Annotated in this window: 18 protein-coding genes and 1 pseudogene; 17 read left to right on the top strand and 2 right to left on the bottom strand. The window is 49.7% G+C overall.

Annotated features, from left to right (window positions below; translation table 11 throughout):
• Nucleotides 1–12: 12 nt before the first annotated feature.
• On the bottom strand, nucleotides 13–855 hold the full coding sequence (locus AC0YNZ_RS03155) for a helix-turn-helix transcriptional regulator (RefSeq protein ID WP_475825499.1): 843 nt from the start codon (nucleotides 853–855) through the stop codon (nucleotides 13–15).
• A gap of 127 nt (nucleotides 856–982) precedes the next feature.
• Between AC0YNZ_RS03155 and fabF the strand changes: the two genes are divergently transcribed.
• From fabF to AC0YNZ_RS03125, 6 genes and pseudogenes are all read left to right on the top strand, one after another.
• Nucleotides 983–2,227: a beta-ketoacyl-ACP synthase II gene (fabF, locus tag AC0YNZ_RS03150; RefSeq protein ID WP_475825211.1), complete on the top strand. Its 1,245-nt coding sequence runs from the start codon at nucleotides 983–985 to the stop codon at nucleotides 2,225–2,227.
• Between the two features lie 147 nt (nucleotides 2,228–2,374).
• Nucleotides 2,375–3,100 carry an AraC family transcriptional regulator gene (locus tag AC0YNZ_RS03145; protein ID WP_475825210.1) on the top strand — a complete coding sequence of 242 codons (726 nt, stop codon included), beginning with the start codon at nucleotides 2,375–2,377 and terminating at the stop codon, nucleotides 3,098–3,100.
• Nucleotide 3,101: 1 nt separating this feature from the next.
• The gene (locus AC0YNZ_RS03140) at nucleotides 3,102–3,695 is read left to right on the top strand and encodes an ABC transporter substrate-binding protein (protein WP_475825209.1); all 594 of its coding nucleotides are present in this window, start codon (nucleotides 3,102–3,104) and stop codon (nucleotides 3,693–3,695) included.
• A gap of 168 nt (nucleotides 3,696–3,863) precedes the next feature.
• Nucleotides 3,864–4,337: pseudogene (locus tag AC0YNZ_RS03135) on the top strand (FecCD family ABC transporter permease); the annotation flags it as partial.
• A gap of 207 nt (nucleotides 4,338–4,544) precedes the next feature.
• Nucleotides 4,545–5,624, top strand: coding sequence for an AI-2E family transporter (locus AC0YNZ_RS03130; RefSeq protein WP_475825208.1), 1,080 nt, complete (start codon nucleotides 4,545–4,547; stop codon nucleotides 5,622–5,624).
• A 95-nt stretch (nucleotides 5,625–5,719) separates the two neighbouring features.
• Nucleotides 5,720–6,550, top strand: coding sequence for a uroporphyrinogen-III synthase (locus AC0YNZ_RS03125; RefSeq protein ID WP_475825207.1), 831 nt, complete (start codon nucleotides 5,720–5,722; stop codon nucleotides 6,548–6,550).
• Between the two features lie 530 nt (nucleotides 6,551–7,080).
• Here the strand turns inward: AC0YNZ_RS03125 and AC0YNZ_RS03120 are convergent.
• A complete protein-coding gene (locus AC0YNZ_RS03120; RefSeq protein ID WP_475825206.1) occupies nucleotides 7,081–7,962 on the bottom strand; it encodes a helix-turn-helix domain-containing protein in 882 nt (293 codons plus the stop codon).
• A 160-nt stretch (nucleotides 7,963–8,122) separates the two neighbouring features.
• Here AC0YNZ_RS03120 and AC0YNZ_RS03115 point away from each other — a divergent pair, with 160 nt between their 5' ends.
• The 11 genes from AC0YNZ_RS03115 to AC0YNZ_RS03065 all read left to right on the top strand — a co-directional run bounded on the left by AC0YNZ_RS03115 (nucleotide 8,123) and on the right by AC0YNZ_RS03065 (nucleotide 25,652).
• Nucleotides 8,123–9,202, top strand: a complete 1,080-nt coding sequence (locus AC0YNZ_RS03115; protein ID WP_475825205.1) for a Gfo/Idh/MocA family protein — start codon at nucleotides 8,123–8,125, stop codon at nucleotides 9,200–9,202.
• A gap of 28 nt (nucleotides 9,203–9,230) precedes the next feature.
• Nucleotides 9,231–10,073 carry a sugar phosphate isomerase/epimerase family protein gene (locus AC0YNZ_RS03110; RefSeq protein ID WP_475825204.1) on the top strand — a complete coding sequence of 281 codons (843 nt, stop codon included), beginning with the start codon at nucleotides 9,231–9,233 and terminating at the stop codon, nucleotides 10,071–10,073.
• Nucleotides 10,074–10,337: 264 nt separating this feature from the next.
• Nucleotides 10,338–12,728 (top strand): glycoside hydrolase family 95 protein, encoded by a 2,391-nt coding sequence (locus AC0YNZ_RS03105; protein ID WP_475825203.1) that lies wholly within the window; start codon nucleotides 10,338–10,340, stop codon nucleotides 12,726–12,728.
• Nucleotides 12,728–15,556 (top strand): glycoside hydrolase family 3 C-terminal domain-containing protein, encoded by a 2,829-nt coding sequence (locus AC0YNZ_RS03100; RefSeq protein ID WP_475825202.1) that lies wholly within the window; start codon nucleotides 12,728–12,730, stop codon nucleotides 15,554–15,556. Before AC0YNZ_RS03105 ends, AC0YNZ_RS03100 begins: the two co-directional genes overlap by 1 nt.
• A 156-nt stretch (nucleotides 15,557–15,712) precedes the next feature.
• A complete protein-coding gene (locus tag AC0YNZ_RS03095; RefSeq protein ID WP_475825201.1) occupies nucleotides 15,713–16,063 on the top strand; it encodes a hypothetical protein in 351 nt (116 codons plus the stop codon).
• Between the two features lie 177 nt (nucleotides 16,064–16,240).
• A complete protein-coding gene (locus AC0YNZ_RS03090) occupies nucleotides 16,241–18,043 on the top strand; it encodes a cache domain-containing sensor histidine kinase (protein WP_475825200.1) in 1,803 nt (600 codons plus the stop codon).
• Nucleotide 18,044: 1 nt separating this feature from the next.
• Nucleotides 18,045–19,592: a response regulator transcription factor gene (locus AC0YNZ_RS03085; protein WP_475825498.1), complete on the top strand. Its 1,548-nt coding sequence runs from the start codon at nucleotides 18,045–18,047 to the stop codon at nucleotides 19,590–19,592.
• Nucleotides 19,593–19,892: 300 nt separating this feature from the next.
• Nucleotides 19,893–20,852: an ABC transporter permease gene (locus AC0YNZ_RS03080; protein WP_475825199.1), complete on the top strand. Its 960-nt coding sequence runs from the start codon at nucleotides 19,893–19,895 to the stop codon at nucleotides 20,850–20,852.
• Nucleotides 20,853–20,864: 12 nt separating this feature from the next.
• Nucleotides 20,865–21,758, top strand: a complete 894-nt coding sequence (locus AC0YNZ_RS03075) for a carbohydrate ABC transporter permease (RefSeq protein ID WP_475825198.1) — start codon at nucleotides 20,865–20,867, stop codon at nucleotides 21,756–21,758.
• Nucleotides 21,759–21,832: 74 nt separating this feature from the next.
• Nucleotides 21,833–23,542, top strand: a complete 1,710-nt coding sequence (locus tag AC0YNZ_RS03070) for an ABC transporter substrate-binding protein (RefSeq protein ID WP_475825197.1) — start codon at nucleotides 21,833–21,835, stop codon at nucleotides 23,540–23,542.
• 85 nt (nucleotides 23,543–23,627) lie between these two features.
• A complete protein-coding gene (locus AC0YNZ_RS03065; RefSeq protein ID WP_475825196.1) occupies nucleotides 23,628–25,652 on the top strand; it encodes a beta-galactosidase in 2,025 nt (674 codons plus the stop codon).
• Nucleotides 25,653–25,704: the final 52 nt, after the last annotated feature.

The following is a 25,704-nucleotide window of genomic DNA, read 5'->3' as shown; positions in this document are numbered from 1 at the left end:
AGCAATAGTTTTTCAGTCTTGCCGTTCCATTAAACGCCGCAGCTTGGTTTCTGTGGAAGTCTCAGGCGCTGGCGTATATACGCTGCAGCGCAGGTCTGTACTGCCCTGCACCTGTAAGGAAGTAAGGTGGAACAGCATCTTCCCTACCTTCGCATGGCGAAATTCAAGCAGAACATCGGGAGCCGAGCTAACCTGGCTTTGCTCCCAAAGGTATTGAAACTCCGGATGGCCCTCCTTCATTTCCTCAATAAACCGCTCGTACCATTCATCCTGAACATATTGACCGTAATAAGCCCGGAAGATAGCTAGAAACCCGCCTACGAAATGGTCCCAATTGCCTGCAAGCCGCCGAAATTCCTTCCGCGAAAACAACAGCTGAATCATGTTCCGCTGCTCGGCCGGAATTTGCTCGAAATCCATAAACACATGCGAGGCCGCTTGGTTCCAGCCGACAATCTGGCAGCGCCGATCGGATATGATAGTCGGGCAAAAGCGCAGCTCCTGTAATATCCGCTGTAAGGATGGCGTAATCTCAAAGTTCTCTTCGTTCATTTGAACAGCGCCGTGACCGGACTCGAGTGCGAGCGCGTATAAATATTTCCGCTCGTCGTCATTCATTTGCAGCGCTGCCGCTACGCAGTCGAGGACGGAGGCCGATACTTTAATGTCTCTGCCCTGCTCGAGCCAGGTGTACCAAGTGGGACTGACGCCGGCAAGCTGAGCGACCTCCTCACGTCTAAGGCCCGGCGTTCTTCGGCGGGTGCCGGAAGGAAAGCCTGCGTCACCCGGCATGATTTTGGCCCGCTTCGATTTTAAGAAGGTTGATAGAGCTTGCAATCTCGTTTCCCGGTTTATCATAGAATCCATCCTCGAACGATCATTATAGTGGTACCCATTATACTATAATAAACAACAACTTGTAATAGGATAACAACTATGACAAACTACACTTCATCAAGGCAATCGTGAAGGGGGATTAACGATGGAACGGGTCGTTATTACAGGGATGGGCGTCATTTCGCCGCTAGGAAACGATGTGGAGCAATTTTGGAATCGGATGGTTAAGGGAGAGTCGGGCATTTCAGTGATTGATGCTTTCGATACGTCTAGACATAAAGCAAAAATAGCAGGCATTGTTGCAGATTTTGACGCGGATGCGCGCTTTGGACGCAAAGAGGCTCGGCGCATGGATCGATTCAGCCAATTTGCTATAGCGGCAGCCGAACAAGCTTTGGAGGATGCGGCGCTCTCACTTGAGCAGACCGATCGTGAGCGCGTTGGCGTCTATGTCGGATCCGGCATCGGCGGCATACAAACCTTGCTTGATCAAGCCGAAGTGCTTCGCGAACGCGGTCCTGATCGGGTTAGCCCGACGCTGGTCCCCATGATGATCGCGAACATGGCTGCGGCGATGATCAGTATCCGGTTCGGTATACAGGGTCCGTCGATGTCGCCGGTTACGGCATGCTCAATTGGAAATACGGCGATTGGGGAGGCGTGGAGGCTCATCCGCTCCGGCAGCGCGGATGTCGTTATCGCAGGAGGAGCAGAGGCAGCCATTACGGATATCTCTCTTGCCAGCTTCGGAAATGCTACCTCGATATCGACGCGGAACGACGCGCCTGCCCTTGCAAGCCGGCCGTTTGATGCGGGGCGGGACGGATTCGTCATGGCCGAGGGGGCAGGTATTCTCGTATTGGAATCACTATCCCATGCTTTGGGCAGAGGCGCCCGCATTCATGCGGAGGTGATCGGCTACGGAGCAAGCTCCGATGCCTATCACATGGTTGCCACTCATCCGGACGGAATTGGCGCTTATCAAGCGATGAAGCATGCTCTGCGCGAAGCCGGCCTTCACCAAGGCCAGATTGATCTGATCAGCGCTCATGCCACCAGCACAGAAATCGGCGACCGGTCAGAGACAGCGGCGGTCAAAAAACTGTTCGGCGAGCTGGCGTACCGTATTCCGGTGACGGCAAACAAATCGATGACGGGGCATATGCTCGGCGCAGCAGGCGGAGCGGAGGCGATAGCATTAGTGAAAACGATACAGGAGGGGATTATTCCCCCGACGATAAACCAAGAGGAGCCCGATCCGGTTTGCGATCTTGATTATGTGCCGAACAAAGCGCGCGAGGCGAATATCGAAATCGGAATGTCCAATTCCTTTGGCTTTGGCGGTCATAATGCGGTTATTATTTTGAAGAAATATGAAGCCTGCGTTTAAGGAATATAAAAGAAGCCTCTGATCAAGCCGGACAACCAGCCGAAAATCATTGAAATAATATCGTATTTTCATTAAAATTGATAATGATTTTCACTAGTTGCTGGTGTCAGCAGCAATGAAGAAGCAGCTGGAAGGGGCGGGGCTGAAATGAGCACGCTTGAACATAATAAATGGTTACATGACATCATTTTTGAAATTGAGCAAGCAGGCAAAAGCGTGGAGGCGCCTGTCTGGGCTGATGGTGCAAATCCGTTAGCCCATCACACGCTGCTATACATCGCAAAGGGCGAAGGCGATCTTATTATCAACGGACATTTAAGCAAAATAGAGCGAGATTCGCTGTATGTCCTGGCACTCGGCTCGACCGTGCAGCTTCGGCTATTGTCAGGCGCTCATACCGAGCTTTATTGGGTTGCATTTGATTGGTTCCGTTTGACCGAGAAATCAGAAGCAGGGAGAGCCTATATCCGCGAGATAACATTTCCGCTGCAAGGTAAGCTTCGGGTAGGCGGAAGCCAGTTTAAACGCTCCTTTTATTTGCTTGCGTCGGAAGCGGATGACGAGCGGTTTACAAGGAAGAAGGAGCTCCTCCGTCAGCAGTATTTATACGATTTGCTTGACGGCCTGCTTCGCCATGCCGAGCCGTCTCTACCTGACGTAATGGAAGAACGTCTTAGAATGACGATCGAATATATGAATAACCATTACCGGGAAGAGATAAGGGTGAACAAGCTGGCTGAACTTGCCCAGCTGCATCCTTCCTACTACTCGCAAGTATTTAAACGGTCCATGGATAAAACCCCCGTATCCTATTTAACTCATTTGCGAATGAACAAAGCGAAGGAAATGCTGCTTATGACCATGCAAGGATAATGTGCTGACTAAAGCGAAGGCGCATATTAATGATATCGCTCCTATCGTTCCATTCCCTTGGGCTAGCAAGGATATATTCACGCATCTGTTGGATATTGCTGAACTGGTGGATAGGAAGCAGGCGGCGGGTAATTGGATGGACAGCTACGAGCGCAAGGCGGAACGCGTTCGGAAGAAGGTTCATGCGGCTATAGGCGGCGCAACGGTCGCGATATGCGCGGCCCGAAAAAATGATCTCAGAATGTATGGCGCCCGGAACATCGGGCATGTCTTTTATAGATCGTTACAATTAGAATGGCCTGAACGAATAAGAAAAGCGCAAGAGCCTCATCCGATCGGCACAGGCTTCAATTGGTTATCGATTGCGCCTGACGAGATCAAACATTATGAATCGGATTATTTGTTTATGGCATTTGAGACGGAGCATGACCGGCAGCGGGCGATGGAGCTTATTCGTTCGAATGCCAACTGGATGAAGCATCCTGCCGTTAAAAGCAACAGGCTTTATTTTTTGGATTGGGACAAGTGGATCGTGTATGCCCCTTATGTTATTAACCAACAATTAGAAGAGATAGAGCGGCTGCTGTGCAAATAGTATCCGCTCCGGTCTTCGATCTACGATTTATCCATGGACGAATCTTGAATTATGTCATGTACGAAAAAAGAGGGTGAGCTATAATAAATTGATGATAATGATTATCGATATTATTATTTAAGGGAGGACATCTTTAATTAGAAGGCTATGAAATGGAATAAAACATGGATGACAGGCTTATGGTTCGCAGCCGCTTTCGCAGCGCTGCTGATGTCTATATTTTTGGCTATATCGTATGGTGCAAAGCAATTGACCCTTGAGGCGGTGTGGGCAGCCGTCTTTTCTTACGATCCGGATATAACCGCACATCAAATCGTGCATGAATATAGACTTCCGCGCGTTCTTGGCGCAGTAGTAACCGGAATGGCTTTCGCCGTCGCCGGAGCGGTCATGCAGGGCGTGACGCGCAATCCGATGGCGGATGCCGGCATTCTCGGAGTTAATGCGGGGGCGGCCTTCGTCGTCGCGCTTTGCTTTGCGTTCCTGCCGGGGTTGTCTTACACCCAGCTTATACTGATGTCCTTCATTGGGGCGGCGCTTAGCACGCTGTGCATCGTACTGCTGGGATCGGCGACGCAGGGAGGGCTTCATTCGTTAAGATTGACAATTGCCGGCGCTGTCGTAGCTGCGATCCTTCATTCCTTTGAGATCTCGTGAACATTGCTCACGATAAGCTGTAAATGGAAGACCGTTACAGGGTGAATGACACCCTGTAGCGGTCTTTTTTTTGCTATCAAAGTTTCATTTCTACAAGCAGCGGTTAAAAGGAACGTACCTAGTCAACTTGCTGCGGCAGGGGAGTGCCCTGTCTTGTCTTATAACTGAAATTACAGTGAAGAAGGTGAACGGATGGCGAAGCTTAATCGATTTATAAAAGGGTGCATGATGATCATTTTGGTGCTGATCATCATTTATTTGGGATCTCTCGTCGATTTTATATTCAAGCCCGTGCTTTCGTTTTTCAGCATGATTATCGTTCCATTAATGCTTTCAGGTTTCTTCTATTACTTGCTGCGTCCGCTCATCAATGCAATGGAACGTCGAAAGTTCAATCGCACCTTGGCCATTTTGCTCATTTATTTGGCCTTCAGCATCGTTGTTGTTGGCTTTAGCATCGGGGTTTGGCCTTCCTTGAGAACGCAATTGATGAATTTGGTTGAAAATGCGCCTGATCTGTTCACATCGTTAAGCGTGCAAGTGGGAAAGCTTGAGCATAATGGCGTTGTATCCTCTTTTTTGCCCAAGGATGTTAATCCAATCTCAAAGCTGGCGGACTATTTGAACAAAGGTTATACTGTGCTTTCGGATTATATTTCCGGACTGCTTGCGTTCTTCTCTAATTTCGCGATCGTGCTCATTACGTTCCCGATTCTCCTGTTTTATATGCTGAAGGAGGGCGGGAAGTTTGGGGAACAGGTCGTCAGCTTTATTCCGAAGCGGTTTCGTCGTGACGGAACGGAGGTTATGGATGAAATCGATCGTATGCTTAGCAGTTTTATCGTTGGACGGGTAATCGTGAATATGGCGCTCGGCGTATTGATGTATGCAGGCTTTCTTATCATCGATTTGCCATATGCGCTTTTGCTGACTGTTGTGGCGCTCATCTTGAATTTCATACCGTTTATCGGATCGTTCCTGTCTTCGGTGCCCATTGTCATTATCGGCTTCATCGAAGCTCCGTCTACCGCGGTATGGTCGATCGTCATCATTACGCTCGCTCAGCAAATTCAGGATAATCTGATTGCTCCATACGTTCTCGGCAAGCAGCTCGATATTCATCCGCTGACGACCATTATTTTGGTGCTCGTTGGCGGAGACATAGCAGGGATTCTTGGTATTCTGCTCATCATTCCGGTTTATATGATCTTAAAAATCATTTACTGCAGAGTGTACGAGCTATTTTTCAAGCAGTCATGGGAAAATATATAACATAAATCTGACATTTGGGGTGCGAATTTGTGCTCCTTCTGTTATAATGACGTCGACTAAGGCAAATTTACCGAAAGTACGGTGGCTGGAAAATTATGAGTACAAACGTGATGAAGGATAAACGAATTGTCATTGCCGGATCTCGGAAAACGGATGAGATGAGCATGATCATAGAAAAAAGAGGCGGAATTCCAATCATCCGCTCGCTTCAAGGTTTAACGATGTTCGAAGAGGATTTGCTGGAAGAGCCGCTGCGGAGATTCGCAGAGCAGGGCGCGGACTGGATCATTTTGACGACTGGGCTTGGATCTGAAAGCTTGGTGGGCGCGGCCGACAAGCTGGGAGTTGGGCAAGCTGTGCTGGAGCGCATGTCCCAAGCGAAAATTGCGGCAAGAGGCTATAAAACCTCTGCTTTCCTCAAACGGACGGGTCTTCAGGCGGTTGTTAGCGACGATGACGGGACGATGCAGGGATTGATGGACAACCTTTCTGCCTATAATTTTGAAGGGCAGCGGGTATGGATACAGCTGCACGGGGAACCGGCGCCGGAGCTGACTCGCTTTCTTGAAAATAAAGGTGCGGTACACGTAGAATCGGTGCTGCCTTACAGACATGTTCCGCCGGCACAAGCAACGCTCGATCTGTTGATGACTGAGCTTGTTGAAGGCTCGGTAGACACGGTTTGCTTCACGACTGCGGTGCAGGTGCATTATTTGTTCAAGTATGCGATCGAGTCGGGGCGTAAGGAGCAGCTTCTGAATGCTTTCGAGCAGCATGCTGTTGCAGCTGCAGTCGGTAAGGTAACAGCCGTTGCTTTGAAGGAATACGGCGTGAAGCGGATCGTCGTTCCGGAGATAGAGAGAATGGGTGCTTTGATTATCGAAATCGTACGTTTTTACGAGAGTGTTGAAGGTAATGAAATATAGGCCGCTGGACGTTATTAAGCATGACGGTGACATTTGGTTAAGCAGAATGGACAAAAAAGTGATTAAGCGGCTTATGAAGCTGCTTAATCACTTTTTTTGTTGTCACCCTCATTCTGTGCTGCCATCGGATCGGAAGGGTAAAGCAAGCAATTAAGCCAAGCGGGTCAAGGCTTACATGGTATTCACTGCAGGCTGGAAGCATATTGATAATAATGAAGAGCGATGCTGCTTTTTATCCGATGCGTTCGGAGGGCGATTTTTTCTCACTAGGACAATTTCCGCGTTGTCCCCATACACATACAATAATGGTGTATAGCCTAATCGGAGCTGGAAGGGGAGTATCGCTGTGAGTAAGCGGACCTTAATGATTATTTCGCTTGTTATTTACGCTTTGCTAGCCATTTTATTTGTGGTTTTGTCCATTTTCCACTAACACATAACAGAGCAGGGGCTGCCTCCCGAGTAGAATCATCTACCGGGGGCAGCCCTTGTCATTTGGATTCGATTGGAGCGCTGCTGTTGTCTGTCGGCTATCGGCTGAGCGTCTCCTGACTTAGCTTCATTTTCCGGTAATCCTTCGGCACGACGCCCTTCGTCTCGCGGAAAATACGGGAAAACGTTTTGTAGGAGCCGTAGCCGACCTCAAGCGCAATTTCGGCAATACTCATTTCCGTTGAGACGAGCAGGCTGCAGGCGTGCCGCAAGCGCAAATCATGCAGGAAATGAACGAAGGTCTGTCCGGTCGTCTGCTTAATGACTTCGCTGATTCGCGAGACGCTCAGTGAGAAAAGGCTTGCGAGGTCGGAAAGCGCAAGCTCATCCTGATAATGGCGATGAATATAATGGATGATCGGCCAAACGGAGGCATTCGACTTGGAACCGGATGTCGATACGGCGTCGGTAGGCGCGGTCTTCCGGCGGTAACGGTCGAAGAAGGCTAATATTTCCTTCAGTCTCACCTGCAGCATTGTGCGGCGCCACAGCTCCTGCCCCTTATACTCGTTATACATATCTTCTATTAAATGCTTCATGCGTACGTTGTCCGTGTCGTTCAGCTGAACGAAGGAAGGCAGCGCATTCTGAGCGATTAAGTCCATTAAACCGGCCCCTTGGCCTGGCTCCATCAACAAATCCATACTGAAATTGCAATTGTATAAAACTAAGGTACTGCCCGGCTCCGTAAAAAGCTCATGGACCTGATAAGGCAGCACGAATGTAAACGTGCCTGGCAGCATTTGATGCATGGCATCATTGATCGATTCGGAGCCTCTTCCTTCTACCACATAAGAAAACTCCAAAAAGTCATGACGATGCGGACGGAAGCCATGGTAAAGACGGTTCAGGCTAATATGGAGGGGAGAGGATGTGTTCATATTTGGATACGTTTTCAAATATTCGGGTATATAAGTCATGAAATAGTGGATTCCTCCGAAAAACTGAGACTTTTATCGAAAAACAAGCACGATTTCTCATCCCGTTTATTCTAACATAAATAACGAGATGAAGCGTTAGCTAAAGCGAATGCTTGCGAAGCAAAATTTTGCTTCACCAAACTTGTCGGGAGGTTTTCCAATGTCCATTGAAAATAAAATTAGAATAGGCATTATCGGTGCGGGCAATATCGGAAATGTTCATGCAAGGGAGTTTTCCAAGCTGGGCGACGAGTGCGTCATTACAGCTATTGCCGATGCGTATTTACCGCTAGCCGAGGAGAGAGCGAAGCAGTACGGGATCGCGAGCGTTGCCGGTTCGCCGGAAGAGCTGATCCAGCGCTCAGACGTGGACGCCGTAATTATAGGGGTTCCTAACCAATTCCATGCACCGCTTGCGGTACAGGCCTTAGCTGCCGGCAAGCATGTACTGCTCGAGAAGCCGATGGGCATAAACGGCGATGCGGCGAGACAAATTTTGAAGGCGAGCCAGGCTTCCGACCGCATAGTCATGGTTGGTCATCAGATGCGCTGGGAATCGGTGCCGATGCAAATTAAAGAGCAAATCGACCGCGGGGAGCTTGGCAAAATATATACGGCAAAAACCGGCTGGTATCGTCGCAAAGGCATCCCGGGCTGGGGCACTTGGTTTACTCAAATGGATCAGTCGGGCGGCGGCCCGCTTATCGATATCGGCGTTCATATGCTTGACCTTGCGCTGTACTTGATGGGCAATCCGAAGCCGGTATCCGTATATGGCGCAACCTATGCGGAGTTTGGTCCAAGCCGTAAAGGTATTGGAACTTGGGGCAAGCCGAATTGGAACGGGACTTACGATGTAGAAGATTTGGCAACCGCCTTGATCAAAATGGAAGACGGCAGCTCGCTTTCGCTTGAAGTTAGCTGGGCTGTTCACATGGATACGGACAATACGCCGTTCATTCATTTGATGGGTTCGGAAGGCGGAGCAAGCTACCGCGGCGCGGAGGGTAAGCTGCTTACGGAGAAATTCGATCGTCCGATTGAAACGGTGCTGCGCAAAGCCGACAACGATGAGGGTGAACGCGCACGACTGAGCCGTCACTTCCTGGAATGTATCCGTGAAGGCAAACAGCCGATTACTTCCGCTCTTACCGGCTTGACCAACAATCTTGTGTTGGATGCTATTTATGAATCATCCCGTACAGGTAATGAAGTGAAGCTGGATTGGAATTTAAACTAAAGCAGTGACAGAATAAGGAGGCAACAGTATGTTGAGAGGATTAACCGGCGCAGGGCTTGGCCGCATTGAAAGCGATGAGCGTTTCATCGAGCTCGCTGGCGAATATGGTTTTCAAGCTGTAGATTTGGATGCCGGATCGCTGATTAACCGTCATGGCGTCCAAAAAGCACGTGAGCTGCTTGCAAAGAACGGCGTGGTGATCGGCTCGATCGGTCTTCCGGTAGAATGGAGAACGACGGAAGAAGCGTTTCTTGAAGGACTGGAGAAGCTGGCGGGAGCAGCTGCAGCTGCAGCTGCGCTTGGCTGTACGAGCTGCTGCACGTATATTTTGCCTTCCACGGATTTGAAGGCAGCCCGCTTTATGGCTCTTGCAACGCGGAGATTACGTACCTGCGCGCAAATTCTTGGCGCTTACGGCATTCGTCTCGGACTCGAATTTGTTGGTCCCCACCATTTGCGCACGCGCTGGGCGAATCCGTTTATTTGGACGCCTGAGGAGACGCTGGAATGGATCGATGCGATCGGCGAGAGCAACGTAGGGCTGTTGTTCGATGCGTATCATTGGTACACGAACGGGTTGACTATTGCCGATATCGAAGCGCTTCGCGCTGATCAGATCGTGCATGTGCATATTAATGACGCGCCAGACGTGCCTGTAGAGGAAGCGCTTGATAACGGCCGCATTTATCCGGGTGAAGGCGTAATTGATTTGGTTGGCTTCCTTAAGGCGCTCGATAAAATCGGTTACAAGGGAGCTGTATCGCAGGAAATATTAACGGCGGAGGCACCATTGCAATCGCCGGAAGAGCTTGTTCTTCGTTCCAAAGCTGGCTTTGACAAAGTGTTTGGTGAAGCAGGTCTTAATCGTTAAACGTTAGTTACGCTTCTGCACGGCAGGCGATCTTGGTCGGAATTTCAAAAATGGTTGAGCGCTAAGTAGAGCGTGCTCAACCATTTTTTTTGTTCTACCGCAGCTTAATGTAACCGAAAAAAACGATTTCTGCGAACAACCGCTAATTTTCATATGAATTTACACGAAATCTGATGGGTACTGTACGAGAAGACTATTCCGTTAAGATGGATAATAAATGTTTTTTCGATCATATGACGAGAGCGATAACAGGAGACTGACAATATGGCAAACAGGGAAGAGCAGCTACATTCGTGGAACCTTTGGTATAAGCAGCCGGCTTCAAGATGGGAAGAAGCGCTGCCGCTTGGCAATGGCCGATTAGGCGGCATGGTATTCGGCGGCGCGGATAAAGAACGCATTCAATTAAATGAAGATACGCTGTGGTCGGGCTTTCCGCGCGATACGAACAATTACGAGGCTTTACGCTATTTAAAGCAGGCTCGGGAATTGATCGCGCAGAAGCGTTTTGTGGAGGCGGAAAAGCTGGTCGAGGCGAAAATGCTGGGAACAAACACCGAATCGTATCAGCCGATGGGCGATTTGTATATTGAGCAGCATTTCGGGCAGAACAACGGCCGCCCGAATCACTATATCCGCAAACTTGATATCGATGCAGGCATTGCCGCTGCCCGCTTTCAATCCGGCGAAACGAGCTATTACCGCGAGACATTTGTGAGCGCAGTCGATCAAGTGCTTTGCACGAGATATGCAGCGGATGGAAACGGACTGCTGGAGCTCACGGCAACGCTGCAAGCGTCGGTGCAATTTGAGCTTGCGCATGACGGAAGCGCGGCTATCGTGCTGCACGGACGCTGTCCGATCCATGTCGCGGACAATTATATGGGCGATCATCCGAAAGCCGTGCAGTACGAGGACAACCGCGGCATTACGTTTCAAATAAAGCTGCAGGTGATCACAGACGGAGGTGAAGTTTCTGTAAGCGGCGATCAGCAATTAAAGATTCGCGGCGCCCGCTCGGCAACATTCCTGTTAAGCGCGGCGACAAGCTTTGAGCGATTTGACCGCCACCCGGCGAAAAGCGGCGACGAGCTTCGCAAGCAGAACAATCATGTGCTTGAAAGCGCTCAATCCCATAGCTATGAGCAGCTCCGTGAGCGCCATATTCAGGATCACCGCCAACTATTCCGGCGTGTGCAGATTGAATTGGGTCTGACGCCTAATGCCCTATTGCCGACAGACGAGCGGCTTGAAGCATATAAGCGAGGCGAGCAGGACCCGCAGCTGGAAGCTTTGTATTTCCAGTATGGCCGCTATCTGCTTATGGCGAGCTCGCGTCCCGGGACGCAGCCGGCTAATTTGCAGGGCATATGGAATGACCGGGTGCAGCCGCCCTGGAACAGCGATTATACGACGAATATCAATACGCAAATGAACTATTGGCCGGCAGAGCTTGGCAATTTGAGCGAATGCCACGAGCCGCTGTTCCGGCTGATTGAGGAGCTTAGCGAGTCAGGTTCGCGTACGGCTGCTATTCATTACAACAGCGAAGGATGGGTTGCGCATCACAACGTCGACTTATGGCGGACGTCAACTCCGACTGCCGGTCATCCAAGCTGGGCATTTTGGCCGCTTGGCGGCGTATGGCTGACGCAGCATTTGTGGGAGCATTATTTATATAATCCGAACGAAGCCTTTTTAAGGGAGAAAGCTTATCCTCTGATGAAGGGCGCAGCGTTATTTTGCTTGGACTGGCTGCAGGAGAACGAGGACGGGCTGCTCATGACATCGCCTTCTACCTCGCCGGAAAATAAGTTTCTGACCGCTCACGGCGAAGCGGGCAGCGTGGCAGAATCTTCTGCCATGGATATCACGTTAATCGGCGAGCTGTTTGAGCATTGTTTAACCGCGGCGAGCCTGCTGCAGCTCAATGAGCCATTTCTTGAGCGGTTAGAAGCAGCAAAGCGCAAGCTTCCGCCGCTGCAAATCGCGCCAAACGGTTTACTGCAGGAATGGCATGAGCAATTTGCGGAGCATGAGCCGGGCCATCGCCATGTATCGCATTTATACGGCTTATATCCGGGAACGTCTATTAATCGGGAAGCGACGCCTGAGTTGGTCGAAGCGGCACGGCTGTCGCTAGAGAGCCGCATAAAAAACGGCGGCGGCCATACGGGCTGGAGCTGCGCGTGGCTGATTAACCTCTACGCGCGGCTGCAGGATTCAGAGTCCTCTTATCGCTTTATTCACACGCTGCTCGCGCGCTCGACGCATCCGAATTTGTTCGATGATCATCCGCCGTTTCAAATCGACGGAAACTTTGGAGGAACGGCGGGCATAGGCGAGCTGCTGCTGCAAAGCCATTTGAACGGCATTGAACTTCTGCCGGCGCTGCCGGCCGCTTGGCCGAGCGGCTATATGAAGGGCCTGAAAGCAAGAGGCGGCTTCGTTGTCGATATCGAATGGGCAGACGGCAAGCTGACCTCAGGACGCATTCATTCTACGCATGGCAGGGTTTGCCGCCTGCGTTCCAAGAGCGCGATCACGGTCCAAGCTTCGGACGGCACAATGATTGACGCATCGGTGCCCTTTGCAACGAACAAGAACGAATGGTACAGCATTTTACCGTCAACCAAAGAAGGGGAGAAACCATAATGACGACAGACACCATTTTTCCGTTTAGAAATACCGGGCTTCCGCTTGAAGAGCGGGTAACCGACCTCGTCTCGCGGTTTACGCTTGATGAGAAAATTGATTCCATGGTCCAATATCAGCCTGCAATTGAGAGATTAGGCGTCAAGCCTTATAAGCATGGAACCGAAGCGGCGCATGGTATGGCATGGCTGGGCGAAGCAACTACGTTCCCGCAGCCGGTCGGCCTTGGTTGTACTTGGAACCCTGTACTGCTGAAGGAGGTAGGCTCTGTTATCGGCGACGAGGCGCGCGTCTATTTCCAGCGCAATCCTGCCGTTAACGGCTTGACGCTATGGGCGCCGACCGTTGATATGGAGCGTGATCCGCGCTGGGGCCGGACAGAGGAAGCTTACGGCGAAGATCCGAAGCTGACGGGCGAGCTGACAGCCTCGCTCGTGCAGGGCATTCAAGGCGATCACCCGCTTTACTTTAAAGCGGTGGCGACCTTGAAGCATTTTATCGGCAATAACAATGAAATTAACCGCGGCAGCTGCTCTGCGAGCATCGATCCGCGTAACATGAAGGAATATTATCAAGCGGCGTTTAAGCCGGCCTTCGTTAAGGGCGGCGCGCATTCGATGATGACCTCGTATAACTCCGTAAACGGTACGCCGACCATTTTGCATGAGGATGTAAACAAAGTGGTGAAAGAGGAGTGGGGCATGAACGGCTTCATCGTTAGCGATGCGGGCGATTTGCTCGGTATCGTCAACGATCATCATTATTATGATTCGTATAAGGACGCAGTTGCGCATGCCATTAAAGCGGGTATCGACAGCATTACCGACGATAAAGAGAAATCCTGCGCTGCGATTCGCGAAGCTTTGGCCGAGGGACTGCTCTCGGAGCGGGATTTGGACAAAGCGCTCATTAACACGTTCCGCGTACGCTTCCGTTTGGGCGAATTCGATCCGGCGGATCACAATCCTTACGCAAACGTACCGGAATCGAAGCTTTGCGCGCCGGAGCACGGTCAACTGTCGCTGCAAGCGGCTAGGGAATCCATTGTCTTATTAAAAAATGAAAACAACGCTCTGCCTTTAAACAAGGAGAAACTAAACAGCGCTGCCGTCATCGGACCGCTGGCTGATGTGGTATACCGCGACTGGTATTCCGGCTCGCTTCCTTATAAAGTTACGCCGCTTGAAGGCATTATGAGCAAGCTGGCCGGCAAATCCGTTTCGTACAGCAGCGGCAATGACCGCGTTGTGCTGAGATCGGCCGCGAATGGCAAAGCGCTGCTGGGATCTGCGGACAATGAAGGCCGTCTGCAGGCTGGCGAGCCGGAAGAAGCCGGTGAAACGTTTGAGGTAGCTGATTGGGGCTGGGGGAGTTATACGCTTGAGAGCACAGCTTCCGGGAAACTGCTTACGAGCGCGGATGACGAAAATATTGCCGTGGCCGCGAGTGAAGCGTTCGGCTGGTATGTGAAGGAAGTGTTCAAGCTTGACGAGCAATCGAATCATCAATTGGCGATACGGACGTGGAACGGCAAGCTGGTAACAGCTCCGAACGGCGGAGCCGGTTCGCTTCAGGTTGCAGAAGCGGACACGATCGGGGCGAACGAGCTGTTTACGAAGGATATTATTACGGACGGCATCGCGGAAGCGGTAGCGGCAGCGAAGGCAGCCGAAACCGCAATCGTATTCGTCGGCAATAATCCGCTTATTAACGGCAAAGAAGAAATCGATCGTCCAGGTCTTGATCTTGCGGCAAGGCAGAATGAATTGATTAGCGCCGTATTCGCGGCTAACCCGAACACGGTCGTTGTCGTAATCGGCAGCTATCCGTTCACGCTAAACGCAGTTAACGAGCAAATTCCGGCGGTCGTTTACTTGTCGCATGCGGGACAAGAGCTTGGCAACGCAATTGCAGATGTACTATTCGGCGATTACTCGCCGGCGGGACGGCTGAACATGACATGGTACAAATCGGAGGAGCAGCTGACGGATCTGATGGACTATGACATTATGAAAGGCAAAAGAACGTATCTGTACTTTGACGGCGAACCGTTGTATCCGTTCGGTTACGGTCTTAGCTACGGTTCGTTCCGCTATAGTGCGCTTGAGATAACGAATAATGCGACCAGCATTGAAGGCAGTGTAACCGTTCAGCTTCAAGTGACGAACGAATCGGCCGTTGCCGCAGATGAGGTCGTACAATTATATGTGAGCACGGAAGGCTCCCGCGTACAGCGTCCGCTCAAGAAGCTGGCCGGCTTTACGCGTATTGCCCTGCAGCCGGGAGAGACGAAGAACGTACAACTTATCGTGCCGGCCGAAGAACTTGCCGTTTGGGATGTGACGCGTGACCGGTTCTGCCTTGAGGCTGCCGATTATACGTTTGCTGCAGGCGGTTCATCTGCCGATGCCAAGGTGTCGGCCACGATCACAATAGATGGAGAGACCATTCCTCTCCGCAACCTGTCGCTGAAAACGCGCGCGGAGAACTACGATGATTATGCCCATGTCTATTTGGATGAAAGCAAGGAAGGCGGTACGGCGGTGCGGCTGTCGCAATCCGAAGGCTGGATAAAATTTGCGGACATCGATTGGTCGAACGGCATCGGCGTTTTCGAGGCACGCGTTAGCGGAAGCGGGCAGGGCGGCGAACTTTCGCTCCTGATCGGCAGCTCCGCGGGAACGGTTATCGGCTCCTGCTCGGTTGCCGCAAGCGGGGAGCAGCAATGGGAAACCGTGCGTATCGAACTCCCTAATATCAAGCCGGATGGCGATTTGATTATCGGCTTAACGGGAAGCGTGAAGCTGAGCTGGTTCCGCATTCAATAATTACATTAGATCCGGAAGTTTCACGCGGAGCTGGCTTCAAGGCTGTCAATAAAGCCTTGAGCAGCTCCGTTTTTTTGTGCGGCTGCGGTTGCTTTTTAACGAATAGGGCATTATTCTGAAGATTACCAATGATCTTCGGGAGAGGTGCTAGTCATATTGGAGAACGAAATTGAGATCGACCTGTACAAGGATTGGATTGATACGGTGAAGGAAGTTTTTCGGGGCTCTGGACATCCGCTGCCGGATACGATCAGCGACTGGGAGGCGGCCTTTGCCTACTTTTCGCAGACAGCGCAATCCGATGAAGAGGCAGAGCAGAAACTTGAGGCTAATGAAGAGCGCCTTTCTTCGATGCAGCAAATTATTCTGGATCATTTTGAGGACGTTATTCTTCCGGATATTCGCAGCAGGACGGGTTATTCAGGCAGCCGCTTTGTCTTCAAATGGCTGTACAACAAAGGTGAGCATGTCATTGAACAGCATTCATCGTACCGCATACCGCTCTAATTGGAGCGGTATTTCTTTGCAAGAAAATAAGCATGAGCAGGCATGTCTAATTTCTATATGATAATAAATCGAATAAATCATGTATGAATGCGTTCATACCCGTTTTATAATATAGGATGCTTCAAAAATATAAGCAAAAAAGTAAACGCTTTCCTTGGTGAAGGAGGGGCAGCCTATATGCTGGTGAGCATCAGAGCGCTTGCACACAAAATGAACAATGTTAGAATAAAGCAAAAACTTATGTTTTCATTCATCCTCGTCGTATTCGTGCCTGTGCTTATCGTGGGCATATTTCTGACCGCCGCTTTTCGCCAAAATGTTCTCGATCAAGCGACCCAGCAAATTACGAATAACGTGGAAAGGATCAAGAAGCAGACGTTGGACATTATACGAATGCCAATCGAGATTTCGGACAAGCTGCTCGTAGACAGCCGATTAACGAATGTAGTAAATACGCAATACAACTCCACCTTCGAGGTGGTAAAAGCGTTTTGGGATTATCGCGAGTTTCGGAATTACATTCAGCTGTACAGCGAAGTATTCAATATTCGCTTCTACACGACAAACATGACGATACTGGACAATTGGGAATTTCTCAAAGTCACCGATTCCATTGCGGAAACACCTTGGTATAAGTCAGCGATGGGACAGGACGGCATCCATTGGGCGTACATACCCGATGAAACGAAGAACAACCGGAATTATTTGAGCCTAATTCGTAAAATTACGTTTCCTACCTATCAGACAAACGGCGTGCTGGTCATAAGCGTTAACCAAAACGAGCTGAATGCGATGATTAGCCGGGAGCCGTTCGACACGATGATTATCGATGAAAGCGGCTATATCATCGCGGCAAAAAATCCTAAATGGGTAGGCAAGAACATATCAGAATTGGACTTTGCCAGTCAATTAACGAATAAAGCGGAAGGTACTTACGAGTTTAAATACGATGGCAAGCCTTCCAAAATCGTCGTAGAGGGCCTGCTTCCCGAATCAAGCCGCAACGGTCTCAAGATCGTTTCGGTATTTACGATCGACAGTATTGTTAGCGGAGCCAATCGCATAAGCTTGCTCGGTTTCAGCATCATTATGCTAAGCCTTGTTATCGCATTCGTATTGATTTATATTTTCTCCGCGATTTTAGCAAAGCGGATGCTCGTACTGAACAAGGATTTGAATAAGGTCGCGATGGGCGATTTGAACGTTATCTCCCATGTGACGGGCAATGACGAGATCGGTATCCTGTCCAAGCAATTTAACAACATGGTTGTCAGCATACGCGGCTTGATGGACGAGGTTGCGGAGTCGCACAAGCGGCAAGCCCGGCTGGAGCTTAGGCAAAAAGAGATAAAGCTGAAGATGATGGCAAGCCAAATCAATCCGCATTTTCTGTTTAATGCGCTCGAATCAATCCGCATGAAGGCCCATATTAAGGGCGAGACCGAAATATCTTCGATCGTAAGAATGCTTGGCAAAATGATCCGTCGGAATTTAGAGGTCGGCACGCGGAAAATCGCCCTCAAGGACGAGCTCGAAATCGTGCGCTGCTATTTGGAAATTCAAAAATTCAGATACGGGAACGATCGCTTGACCTTCCGCCTGGATATCGATGAGTCCGGACAGGACATTGAAATCCCGCCGCTTATTATTCAGCCGCTCATTGAGAATGCGGTCGTGCACGGGCTTGAAAATATAGCAGAGGGCGGCTTTGTTTCGTTAACGACGCAGGTGAGCGATCGTATACTCCGCGTAGAGGTTGCCGATAATGGGGTAGGAATTAGCGAAGACAAAATCAATCAAATTCATGAAGCGCTTAACGATATGGAAGAAGAGGAAGAGTACCGGATCGGACTGCGCAATGTTCATCAGCGGCTGGTCATGATCTATGGGGACGGTTACGGCTTGACGATTAAGAGCGAGCTGGGGTCGGGTACAACAATTTTTTTTGAAATTCCGTTAGGGGGTCATCCATTTGCATAAAGTGCTAATTGTCGACGATGAACCGATGATTCGGGAAGGTCTGCAAACGTTAGTCGATTGGAGCAAATACGGCTTTAGCGTCGCGGGAATTGCGTCGAACGGCCGGGAGGCGGTGGAGAAGCATGCGGCGCTCGGTCCCGATTTGATTTTAATCGATATTCGTATGCCTGGGATGGACGGGCTTCAAGCGATAGAAGAAATAAGAAAGACGGATACGGTCTGCCATTTCTTAATTTTGAGCGGATATGCCGAGTTCGATTATGCAAAGAAAGCGATCGCGCATAATGTGGATGGTTATATATTGAAGCCGATTGATGAGGATGAGCTGGAGAGCTATGTCGAACGAATAGGCACACAGCTCAAAAAACAATCCGAGCAGCAGCTGAATACGGAGCAAACGACGGTGCTCTTGCGCGAGGAGATGCTTCAGCAGCTCGCCTCCGGAAAGCTTGATCCGGACCTGGCAGGCAGTCAGGAGCTGCATTCGCTGCTTGGCGCGCCGGCGAAATATTATCAGCTGCTATTAATCGAGCTCTACAGCAGGGAGCATTCCCTCACGATGAATGCTACCCTTAAGAAGAAGCTGGCGGATATTATCGAGAAGAAGCAGCTCGGCTGGGTTTTTACTGCTGAGCCTTATGTAGGGGTATTGCTAAAGGATTATTTGCTGCAGAACGGCTCGCGTGAGCAGATGAAGCTGTGGATCGAAGAATGCTGCGGTACGCGAGTGAGATTCGCAGCCGCAGCAAGCGAGCCGGTTCGCGAGCCCTTGGAGCTGCAAAAATGGTCGCCTGCCGTGCGCAGCTTGTTAAAACAGCGCTTCATGCTGCAAGGACAGCATATTCATTCGGCATCTTTAGAAGGAATCGCTAAGCAAGCGGAAACGGGGCAGAGCGATGAGCTATCCATCGACAGCCTTGCTCAGAAGCTATATTACATGCTGGATATCGGAAGCAGAGAAGGCCTAATAAAGGCGCTGGACGAGGCTTCCGGTCAAATTTGCGCGCAAGACTCATCGGAGCAAGCCGTTAAGTCGAGCTGGGCGCAGCTGGTTACGATCGTGCTGAACAAAGCGGCTATTTCTAATCCGCAGGTTTCCGTACAGGAGGATTTATCGATGATTACGGCTCTTTATCTTGCGCATCATTATAATGAGATGATCGATCAGCTTCAGAAGCGGCTAACGGATTTGGCAGCGAAGATCGGCAAATCGGACAACTTGTCCGTCATGAAGCAAATGACTGATTTCATAGAGCGACACTACAGCGAGAACATTAAGCTGGAGACGCTGGCGGATCTCTTCAATTATAACAGCGGGTACCTGGGCAAAATGTTCAAAAATTTTACGGGGGAGCATTTCAACACCTATTTGGATCAAGTCCGCATTCAACATGCCATCGAGCTGCTGCAGGAGGGACTTAAGGTTCATCAGGTGTCAGAGCGGGTCGGCTATGCGAACGTCGATTACTTCCACAGCAAATTCAAAAAGTATAAGGGTGTTTCACCCTCTTCCTTTAAGAGCGTTGCAGGGAAATCGTCCTCGGAATAAGGTAAGGAAATCAAGCTTTAAATCGAATAGCTAGCAATAGAAATGACGTTTATATCGCCGGGCTAATAGAGCCTTATGCAATATAACGTCATTTCTTGTTATGTTCAGATTATAACCAATGGTAATGAAAGCGCTTGAAAGTGCGTATTTTGATATGATTTTAGGTCTAATTTATCGGGTGCAAGGGACAGGACTCTATCGTTTATGATTAGTACAGATAAGAGAGGGTAAGCTACACATACGAACAGGAAGCTTACGAAACCGTTTTTGCAGGGTGCAAAAACTTTAGGAGGAGCAGCGATGAAACCGCTAACAGACGTTACCCCGGGAGCAGGGCCGACAAACAAAAGGAACCGATTTTGGTTCAAAGCTTTCCAGCAGCGTTACTTGTACATGATGTCACTTCCATTCATCATCTGGATATTCATATTCAGTTATGTACCGGTATGGGGCTGGTTAACCGCCTTTCAAAATTACAAACCGAAAAACGCTATTTTGGATCAGAAGTGGGTTGGACTCGATAATTTCATTGAATTATTCCAAGACGAAAGATTTTACATCGTATTGCGAAACACGCTTGCCATGAGCACGATGGGACTGGTTGTCGGCTTTACGGTTCCGGTCATCTTCGCGCTATTGCTAAATGAGATGAGAGGACAATTTTTCAAGCGTTCGGTTCAAACGATTTCGTATTTGCCGCACTTCGTTTCATGGGTTGTCGTTGCCGGACTCGTGTCGAAGATGCTTTCGACAGACGGCGGGGCCGTTAACCAGTTGCTGATGTGGCTTAACATCACCGACGCGCCGATCCAGTTTATGGCCAAGGGCAGCTGGTTCTGGGGGATCGTAACGGCATCGGATTTGTGGAAGGAAATGGGCTGGAACTCCATTATATTTTTAGCCGCAATGGCTGGTATCGATCCTGAGCTTTATGAAGCATCAACTGTAGACGGCGCAGGCAGATTCCGTAAAATGTGGCATATCACGCTGCCGGGGATTCGGACAACCTTTATGGTACTGTTCATCCTGTCGATCGGTCATCTCGTAAGCATCGGCTTTGAAAAACAGTTTTTGCTAGGCAATCCTCTCGTATCCGATTTTTCTGAGGTGCTCGATCTGTATGCGCTCAAGTACGGTATTCAAATGAGCCGATATTCGTATGGTACGGCAATCGGTATATTTAACTCCGTAGTCAGCATCCTATTAGTGTTTATCGCGAACGGCATATACAAACGGGTTACTAAAGAATCAATCATATAGGAGGTACGTCATATGCAAGGAACGATTAGACGAAGTACAGGCGATAAAGTATTCGATACATTTATCTATATATTCATGGCGGTCGTAGCTATTGTTACGTTATATCCGTTCTTAAATGTACTGGCGATATCATTCAACGATTCGGTGGATACGGTAAGAGGCGGTTTAACGATATACCCTCGTGAATTTACGTTGAAAAACTATGAGACGATTTTCGGTTTCGATGGATTGCTGGTAGGCTTTAAAAACTCCGTTATTCGTACGGTGCTTGGTACATTGATCGGCGTTGTGTCGGCATCCATGATGGCTTACACGTTAAGCCGTCCCGATTTCCAGGCGAGAAGATGGATGTCGGTCGTATTCGCCCTTACGATGTACTTCTCAGGCGGTCTTATTCCCGGCTTCCTGCTCATGAAAAGCCTGGGCTTAGTCGGTACTTTTGCGGTTTACATCATTCCAGCTATTTTGAGCGTTTGGAACGTGTTCGTCGTCCGCTCATACATTGACGGGCTTCCTTACGCGCTTCAAGAATCAGCCAAAATCGACGGCGCGAATGATTGGACGATATTTTGGAAAATCATTCTTCCGCTCTGCCAGCCCGTACTCGCGACAATCGCCTTGTTTATCGCGGTCGGACACTGGAATTCGTGGTTTGACACTTACTTGTTCAATAACAGAAGCGCTGAGAATACGACGCTTCAGTACGAGCTGATGAAGGTGCTTCTATCGACGCAGACGGGCAGCAATTATCGCGACCCGAACGCGCAGCAATCGATTGCTGCGGTTTCGCCCGAGTCTATTAAAATGGCGATTACGATCGTCGTAACGGTGCCGATTCTTATGGTGTATCCGTTTCTGCAAAAGTACTTCGTCAAAGGCATGACGCTTGGCGCAGTAAAAAGCTAATTATGGTAATAGCAGGTTTCCTGTTATATACATGTTCATCAGACGCACAAGAAAAAAAGGGAGGCTTTCAAGCAATGAAAAGAAAGATGCAAATGGCTCTGAGCTTGATGTTGGCACTTGTATTCGTATTCGTCACAGCATGCAGCAATTCGAATAATGAAGGCGGCACGAACACCGGAACGGCAAATGGCGCAACGAATGCGGCAAATGAACCGGAAAATGTGGAGCCGATTACAATCCGTATGGCATCCGGCGATAACAACCCGAACTGGGACGATATGCAGTCCGAAGTAGGTAAAGTGATTCTTGAAAAAACAGGAATTACAATCAAACAAGAATTCCCTGTCGGCGGTACAGATTCCGATATGTTCGCGCTTATGGTAGCGAGCGATGAGTATCCGGATATTGTTATGCCAAAAGGCAGCGCAGGCAAACTGGTTGATGCCGGCGCACTGATCGACCTGCGTCCATTGATCGAGGAATACGGTCCAAACCTGAAAAAGGTTTATGGCGAATATTTCAACCGTCTCCGCTGGAGCGAGGATGATGATGCAATCTACACACTTCCACAAGCTGGCGTAGGCCAAACCTACTTTGAAGCAGGCGGCGGTTTCCAACTGCAGCACCAAGTGCTTGAAGCAGCCGGCTACCCGGAAATCAAAACGGTTCAAGACTATGAAGCAGCGATAAAAGCTTACATCGAGAAAAATCCTAAAACGGCAGACGGCCAACCAACGATCGGGATGTCGCTTAACGGCGGCGAGTGGCAAATTCTAATTTCCGTAACGAACCCGGCGACCATTGCAACCGGCGCTCCGGATGATGGCGAATTTTCCATCAACCAAGATACGCATGAATCGATCTTGCACTACCAGCGGCCTGAAGAAAGAGAATACTTTCGCTGGCTGAACCATATGAACGATATCGGCTTGCTTGACAAAGAAAGCTTCGTACAAAAATACGATCAATACAAAGCGAAAATCGCATCCGGCCGCGTTCTTGGTCTGATTGACCAAAACTGGGATTACGGCGATGCGGAGAACGCGTTGAAAGCTGAAGGTAAGTTTAGCTCGACATACGCTCGTTTCCCTGTAACATTGAACGATAAGTACCAAGATCACTCCTTCCAAGGAACGGGTTACATTGGGGGCTTCGGAATTGGTATCACGAAAGATGCTAAAGACCCTGTTCGTTTAATTAAATTCCTTGATTACCTTGCCTCCGATGAAGGCCAAGTACTTGTCAACTGGGGTATCGAAGGCAAGCACTACAATGTAGTAGACGGCAAACGCGTCATTCCTGCTGACGTTCAAGCACAAAAATCAAACGATAACAACACATTCAAGAAAACAACGGGTATCGGCAACTACTTGCTGTCCGCCCGTTACGGCGACGGCGTGAAGGATCCGTCCGGAAACTACTACACGACGACATTCCCTGAGCAAATTCAAACGGCTTACTCTGCAGAAGACAAGAAAACGCTTGCCGCTTACGGCGCAACAACGTACAAAGATCTGTGGCCTGCAGACGATGCATTCCCAGAGCGTAAATACGGAGCAGCTTGGACGCTTCCTTTCGAAACGGGTTCGCAAGCAAACGTTATTTTCCAAAAAACGCAAGATATTATGAAGAAACGTATCCCGGAAGCGATTCTTGCTAAACCGGCTGATTTCGATAAAGTTTACGATGCATTCTTGAAGGATCTTGAAGATGCAGACGTAGCGAAATTGAATGCCGAGTTTACAAAAATGGTACAGGACCGCGTAGAGCTTTGGTCGAAATAAGACTAGCAAAAGCAGGGAGGAAGAGAGCTCATTTCATGGGCTCTCTTCCCTCGTTATAAATCATTGAAGGGAGAACGGCATTATTATGATCCATCAAAAGCTTCCAAAAATTTGGTACGGAGGAGATTACAACCCCGAGCAGTGGAACGACGAGATCATGGAAGAGGATCTTCGCATGTTCAAGCTTGCGGACATCGACGTTGCTACAGTTAATGTGTTCTCATGGGCCCGCATACAGCCAAACGAAGATACGTATGATTTTGACGAGTTGGACAAAATAATAGACAGATTGCATCGCGATCATATATCTGTCTGCTTGGCGACAAGCACAGGCGCTCATCCGGCATGGATGGCCAAACGATATCCGGATGTCACGCGTGTCGATTACGACGGCCGCAAGCGGAAATTTGGCGGACGTCATAATTCCTGCCCCAGCAGTTCAACATACCGCAAATACGCGAAGCTGATCGCAGGCAAATTAGCGGAGCGGTATAAGGATCACCCTGCGCTTGTCGCTTGGCATATTTCCAACGAATACGGCGGTTATTGCTACTGCGATAACTGTGCCGACGCTTTCCGGGCATGGCTGGAAAAACGCTACGGCTCGATTGAGCAATTGAATAAAGCCTGGTATACGAGCTTTTGGGGCCATACCTTCTATGAATGGGATGAAATCGTTCCGCCGAACGCGCTGAGCGAGGAGTGGGGCGGCAACAGAACCAACTTCCAAAGCATTTCGCTTGATTACCGCAGATTCCAATCGGATGCTCTGCTGGATTGCTACTTAATAGAATACGACGAGATCCGGAAGTATTCCCCTAACATCCAAATAACGACTAACCTGATGGGCACATACCCGGAGCTCGATTATTTTAAGTGGGCGAAGCATCTCGACGTCGTTTCCTGGGATAATTACCCATCCATCGATACTCCTGTTAGTTTTACAGCGATGACCCATGCATTAATGCGCGGCTTGAAGAGCGGGCAGCCTTTCATGCTCATGGAGCAAACGCCAAGCCAGCAAAACTGGCAGGCTTACAATGCACTTAAGCGTCCGGGCGTCATGCGGCTGTGGAGCTACCAGGCTGTAGCGCATGGCGCGGATACGGTTATGTTCTTCCAGCTGCGCCGCTCGATCGGCGCATGCGAGAAATATCACGGCGCCGTCATTGAGCACGCTGGTCATGAGCATACCCGCGTATTCCGCGAATGCGCGGAGCTGGGACATGAGCTTACCCGTCTTTCGGATAAGCTGCTCGATTCGCGCATTGACGCGAAAGCAGCTATCGTATTCGACTGGGAAAACAGGTGGGCAGTCGAATTGTCAAGCGGACCAAGCATCGCGCTCAAATATGTGGACGAGGTGCACAAATATTATGACGCGCTGTTCGAGCTGAATGTTCAAACCGATATGATTAGCGTGGAAGAGAACCTGGACCGATATGATCTTGTTATTGCTCCGGTTATGTATATGATTAAGCCGGGCTTTGCGGAGAAAGTTGAAGCGTTCGTAGAGCGCGGAGGCACGTTCATTACGACGTTCTTCAGCGGCATCGTAAATGAAAATGATCTTGTCACCACCGGCGGTTATCCGGGCAAGCTGCGCAAGGTTCTCGGTATTTGGGCTGAAGAAATCGATGCGCTGCTGCCAGGCCAGCAAAATCAAATGATCATGAGGAAGGCGGTCGGGGCGCTCAGCGGAACCTATACATGCAGCCTGCTGTGCGACCTGATTCACTCTGAAGGCGCTGAGGTCGTCGCGGAGTACGGCTCTGATTTCTACAAGGGGATGCCGGCTGTGACCGTCAATAAATTTGGCAAAGGAGAAGCTTGGTATTTGGCTTCAAGCCCTGACCGGCCATTTCTCCAGTCACTTATGGCGAATTTGTGCAAGGACAAAGGGATTGAGCCATTGCTTGCAGCTCCACCCGGCGTAGAGGTTACGCGCAGAAACAAAGACGGCAAATCGTTTACGTTTATTTTGAACCATAATACGGAAGCAGCCGGGCTGCAGCTTGGAGCTCAGCCGCGAACCGAGCTGCTCTCCGGCGGGACGGTTAGCGGCGCTTACAGCTTAGCAGCCAAAGGCGTTATGATAATCGAGCAGTAACATTTGCCTAATGAAATCGAACAGGATAAGCTTCCATGCTGGGTGTTTGGCA

The sequence above is a fragment of the Paenibacillus sp. J2L1-98 genome, from assembly GCF_056269405.1.
Note: the sequence above shows the minus strand (reverse complement) of the source record. Positions and strands in the feature narration are given on the sequence as shown.

What these genes read in the sequence shown, in the direction of transcription:
- AC0YNZ_RS03080 (WP_475825199.1), top strand. Translation starts at nt 19,893, where the DNA reads ATGAAACCGCTAACAGACGTTACCCCGGGAGCAGGGCCGACAAACAAA.
- AC0YNZ_RS03090 (WP_475825200.1), top strand. Translation starts at nt 16,241, where the DNA reads ATGCTGGTGAGCATCAGAGCGCTTGCACACAAAATGAACAATGTTAGA.
- AC0YNZ_RS03075 (WP_475825198.1), top strand. Translation starts at nt 20,865, where the DNA reads ATGCAAGGAACGATTAGACGAAGTACAGGCGATAAAGTATTCGATACA.
- AC0YNZ_RS03115 (WP_475825205.1), top strand. Translation starts at nt 8,123, where the DNA reads ATGTCCATTGAAAATAAAATTAGAATAGGCATTATCGGTGCGGGCAAT.
- AC0YNZ_RS03065 (WP_475825196.1), top strand. Translation starts at nt 23,628, where the DNA reads ATGATCCATCAAAAGCTTCCAAAAATTTGGTACGGAGGAGATTACAAC.
- AC0YNZ_RS03130 (WP_475825208.1), top strand. Translation starts at nt 4,545, where the DNA reads ATGGCGAAGCTTAATCGATTTATAAAAGGGTGCATGATGATCATTTTG.
- AC0YNZ_RS03125 (WP_475825207.1), top strand. Translation starts at nt 5,720, where the DNA reads ATGAGTACAAACGTGATGAAGGATAAACGAATTGTCATTGCCGGATCT.
- AC0YNZ_RS03120 (WP_475825206.1), bottom strand. Translation starts at nt 7,962, where the DNA reads ATGACTTATATACCCGAATATTTGAAAACGTATCCAAATATGAACACA.
- AC0YNZ_RS03110 (WP_475825204.1), top strand. Translation starts at nt 9,231, where the DNA reads ATGTTGAGAGGATTAACCGGCGCAGGGCTTGGCCGCATTGAAAGCGAT.
- AC0YNZ_RS03105 (WP_475825203.1), top strand. Translation starts at nt 10,338, where the DNA reads ATGGCAAACAGGGAAGAGCAGCTACATTCGTGGAACCTTTGGTATAAG.
- fabF (WP_475825211.1), top strand. Translation starts at nt 983, where the DNA reads ATGGAACGGGTCGTTATTACAGGGATGGGCGTCATTTCGCCGCTAGGA.
- AC0YNZ_RS03100 (WP_475825202.1), top strand. Translation starts at nt 12,728, where the DNA reads ATGACGACAGACACCATTTTTCCGTTTAGAAATACCGGGCTTCCGCTT.
- AC0YNZ_RS03145 (WP_475825210.1), top strand. Translation starts at nt 2,375, where the DNA reads ATGAGCACGCTTGAACATAATAAATGGTTACATGACATCATTTTTGAA.
- AC0YNZ_RS03070 (WP_475825197.1), top strand. Translation starts at nt 21,833, where the DNA reads ATGAAAAGAAAGATGCAAATGGCTCTGAGCTTGATGTTGGCACTTGTA.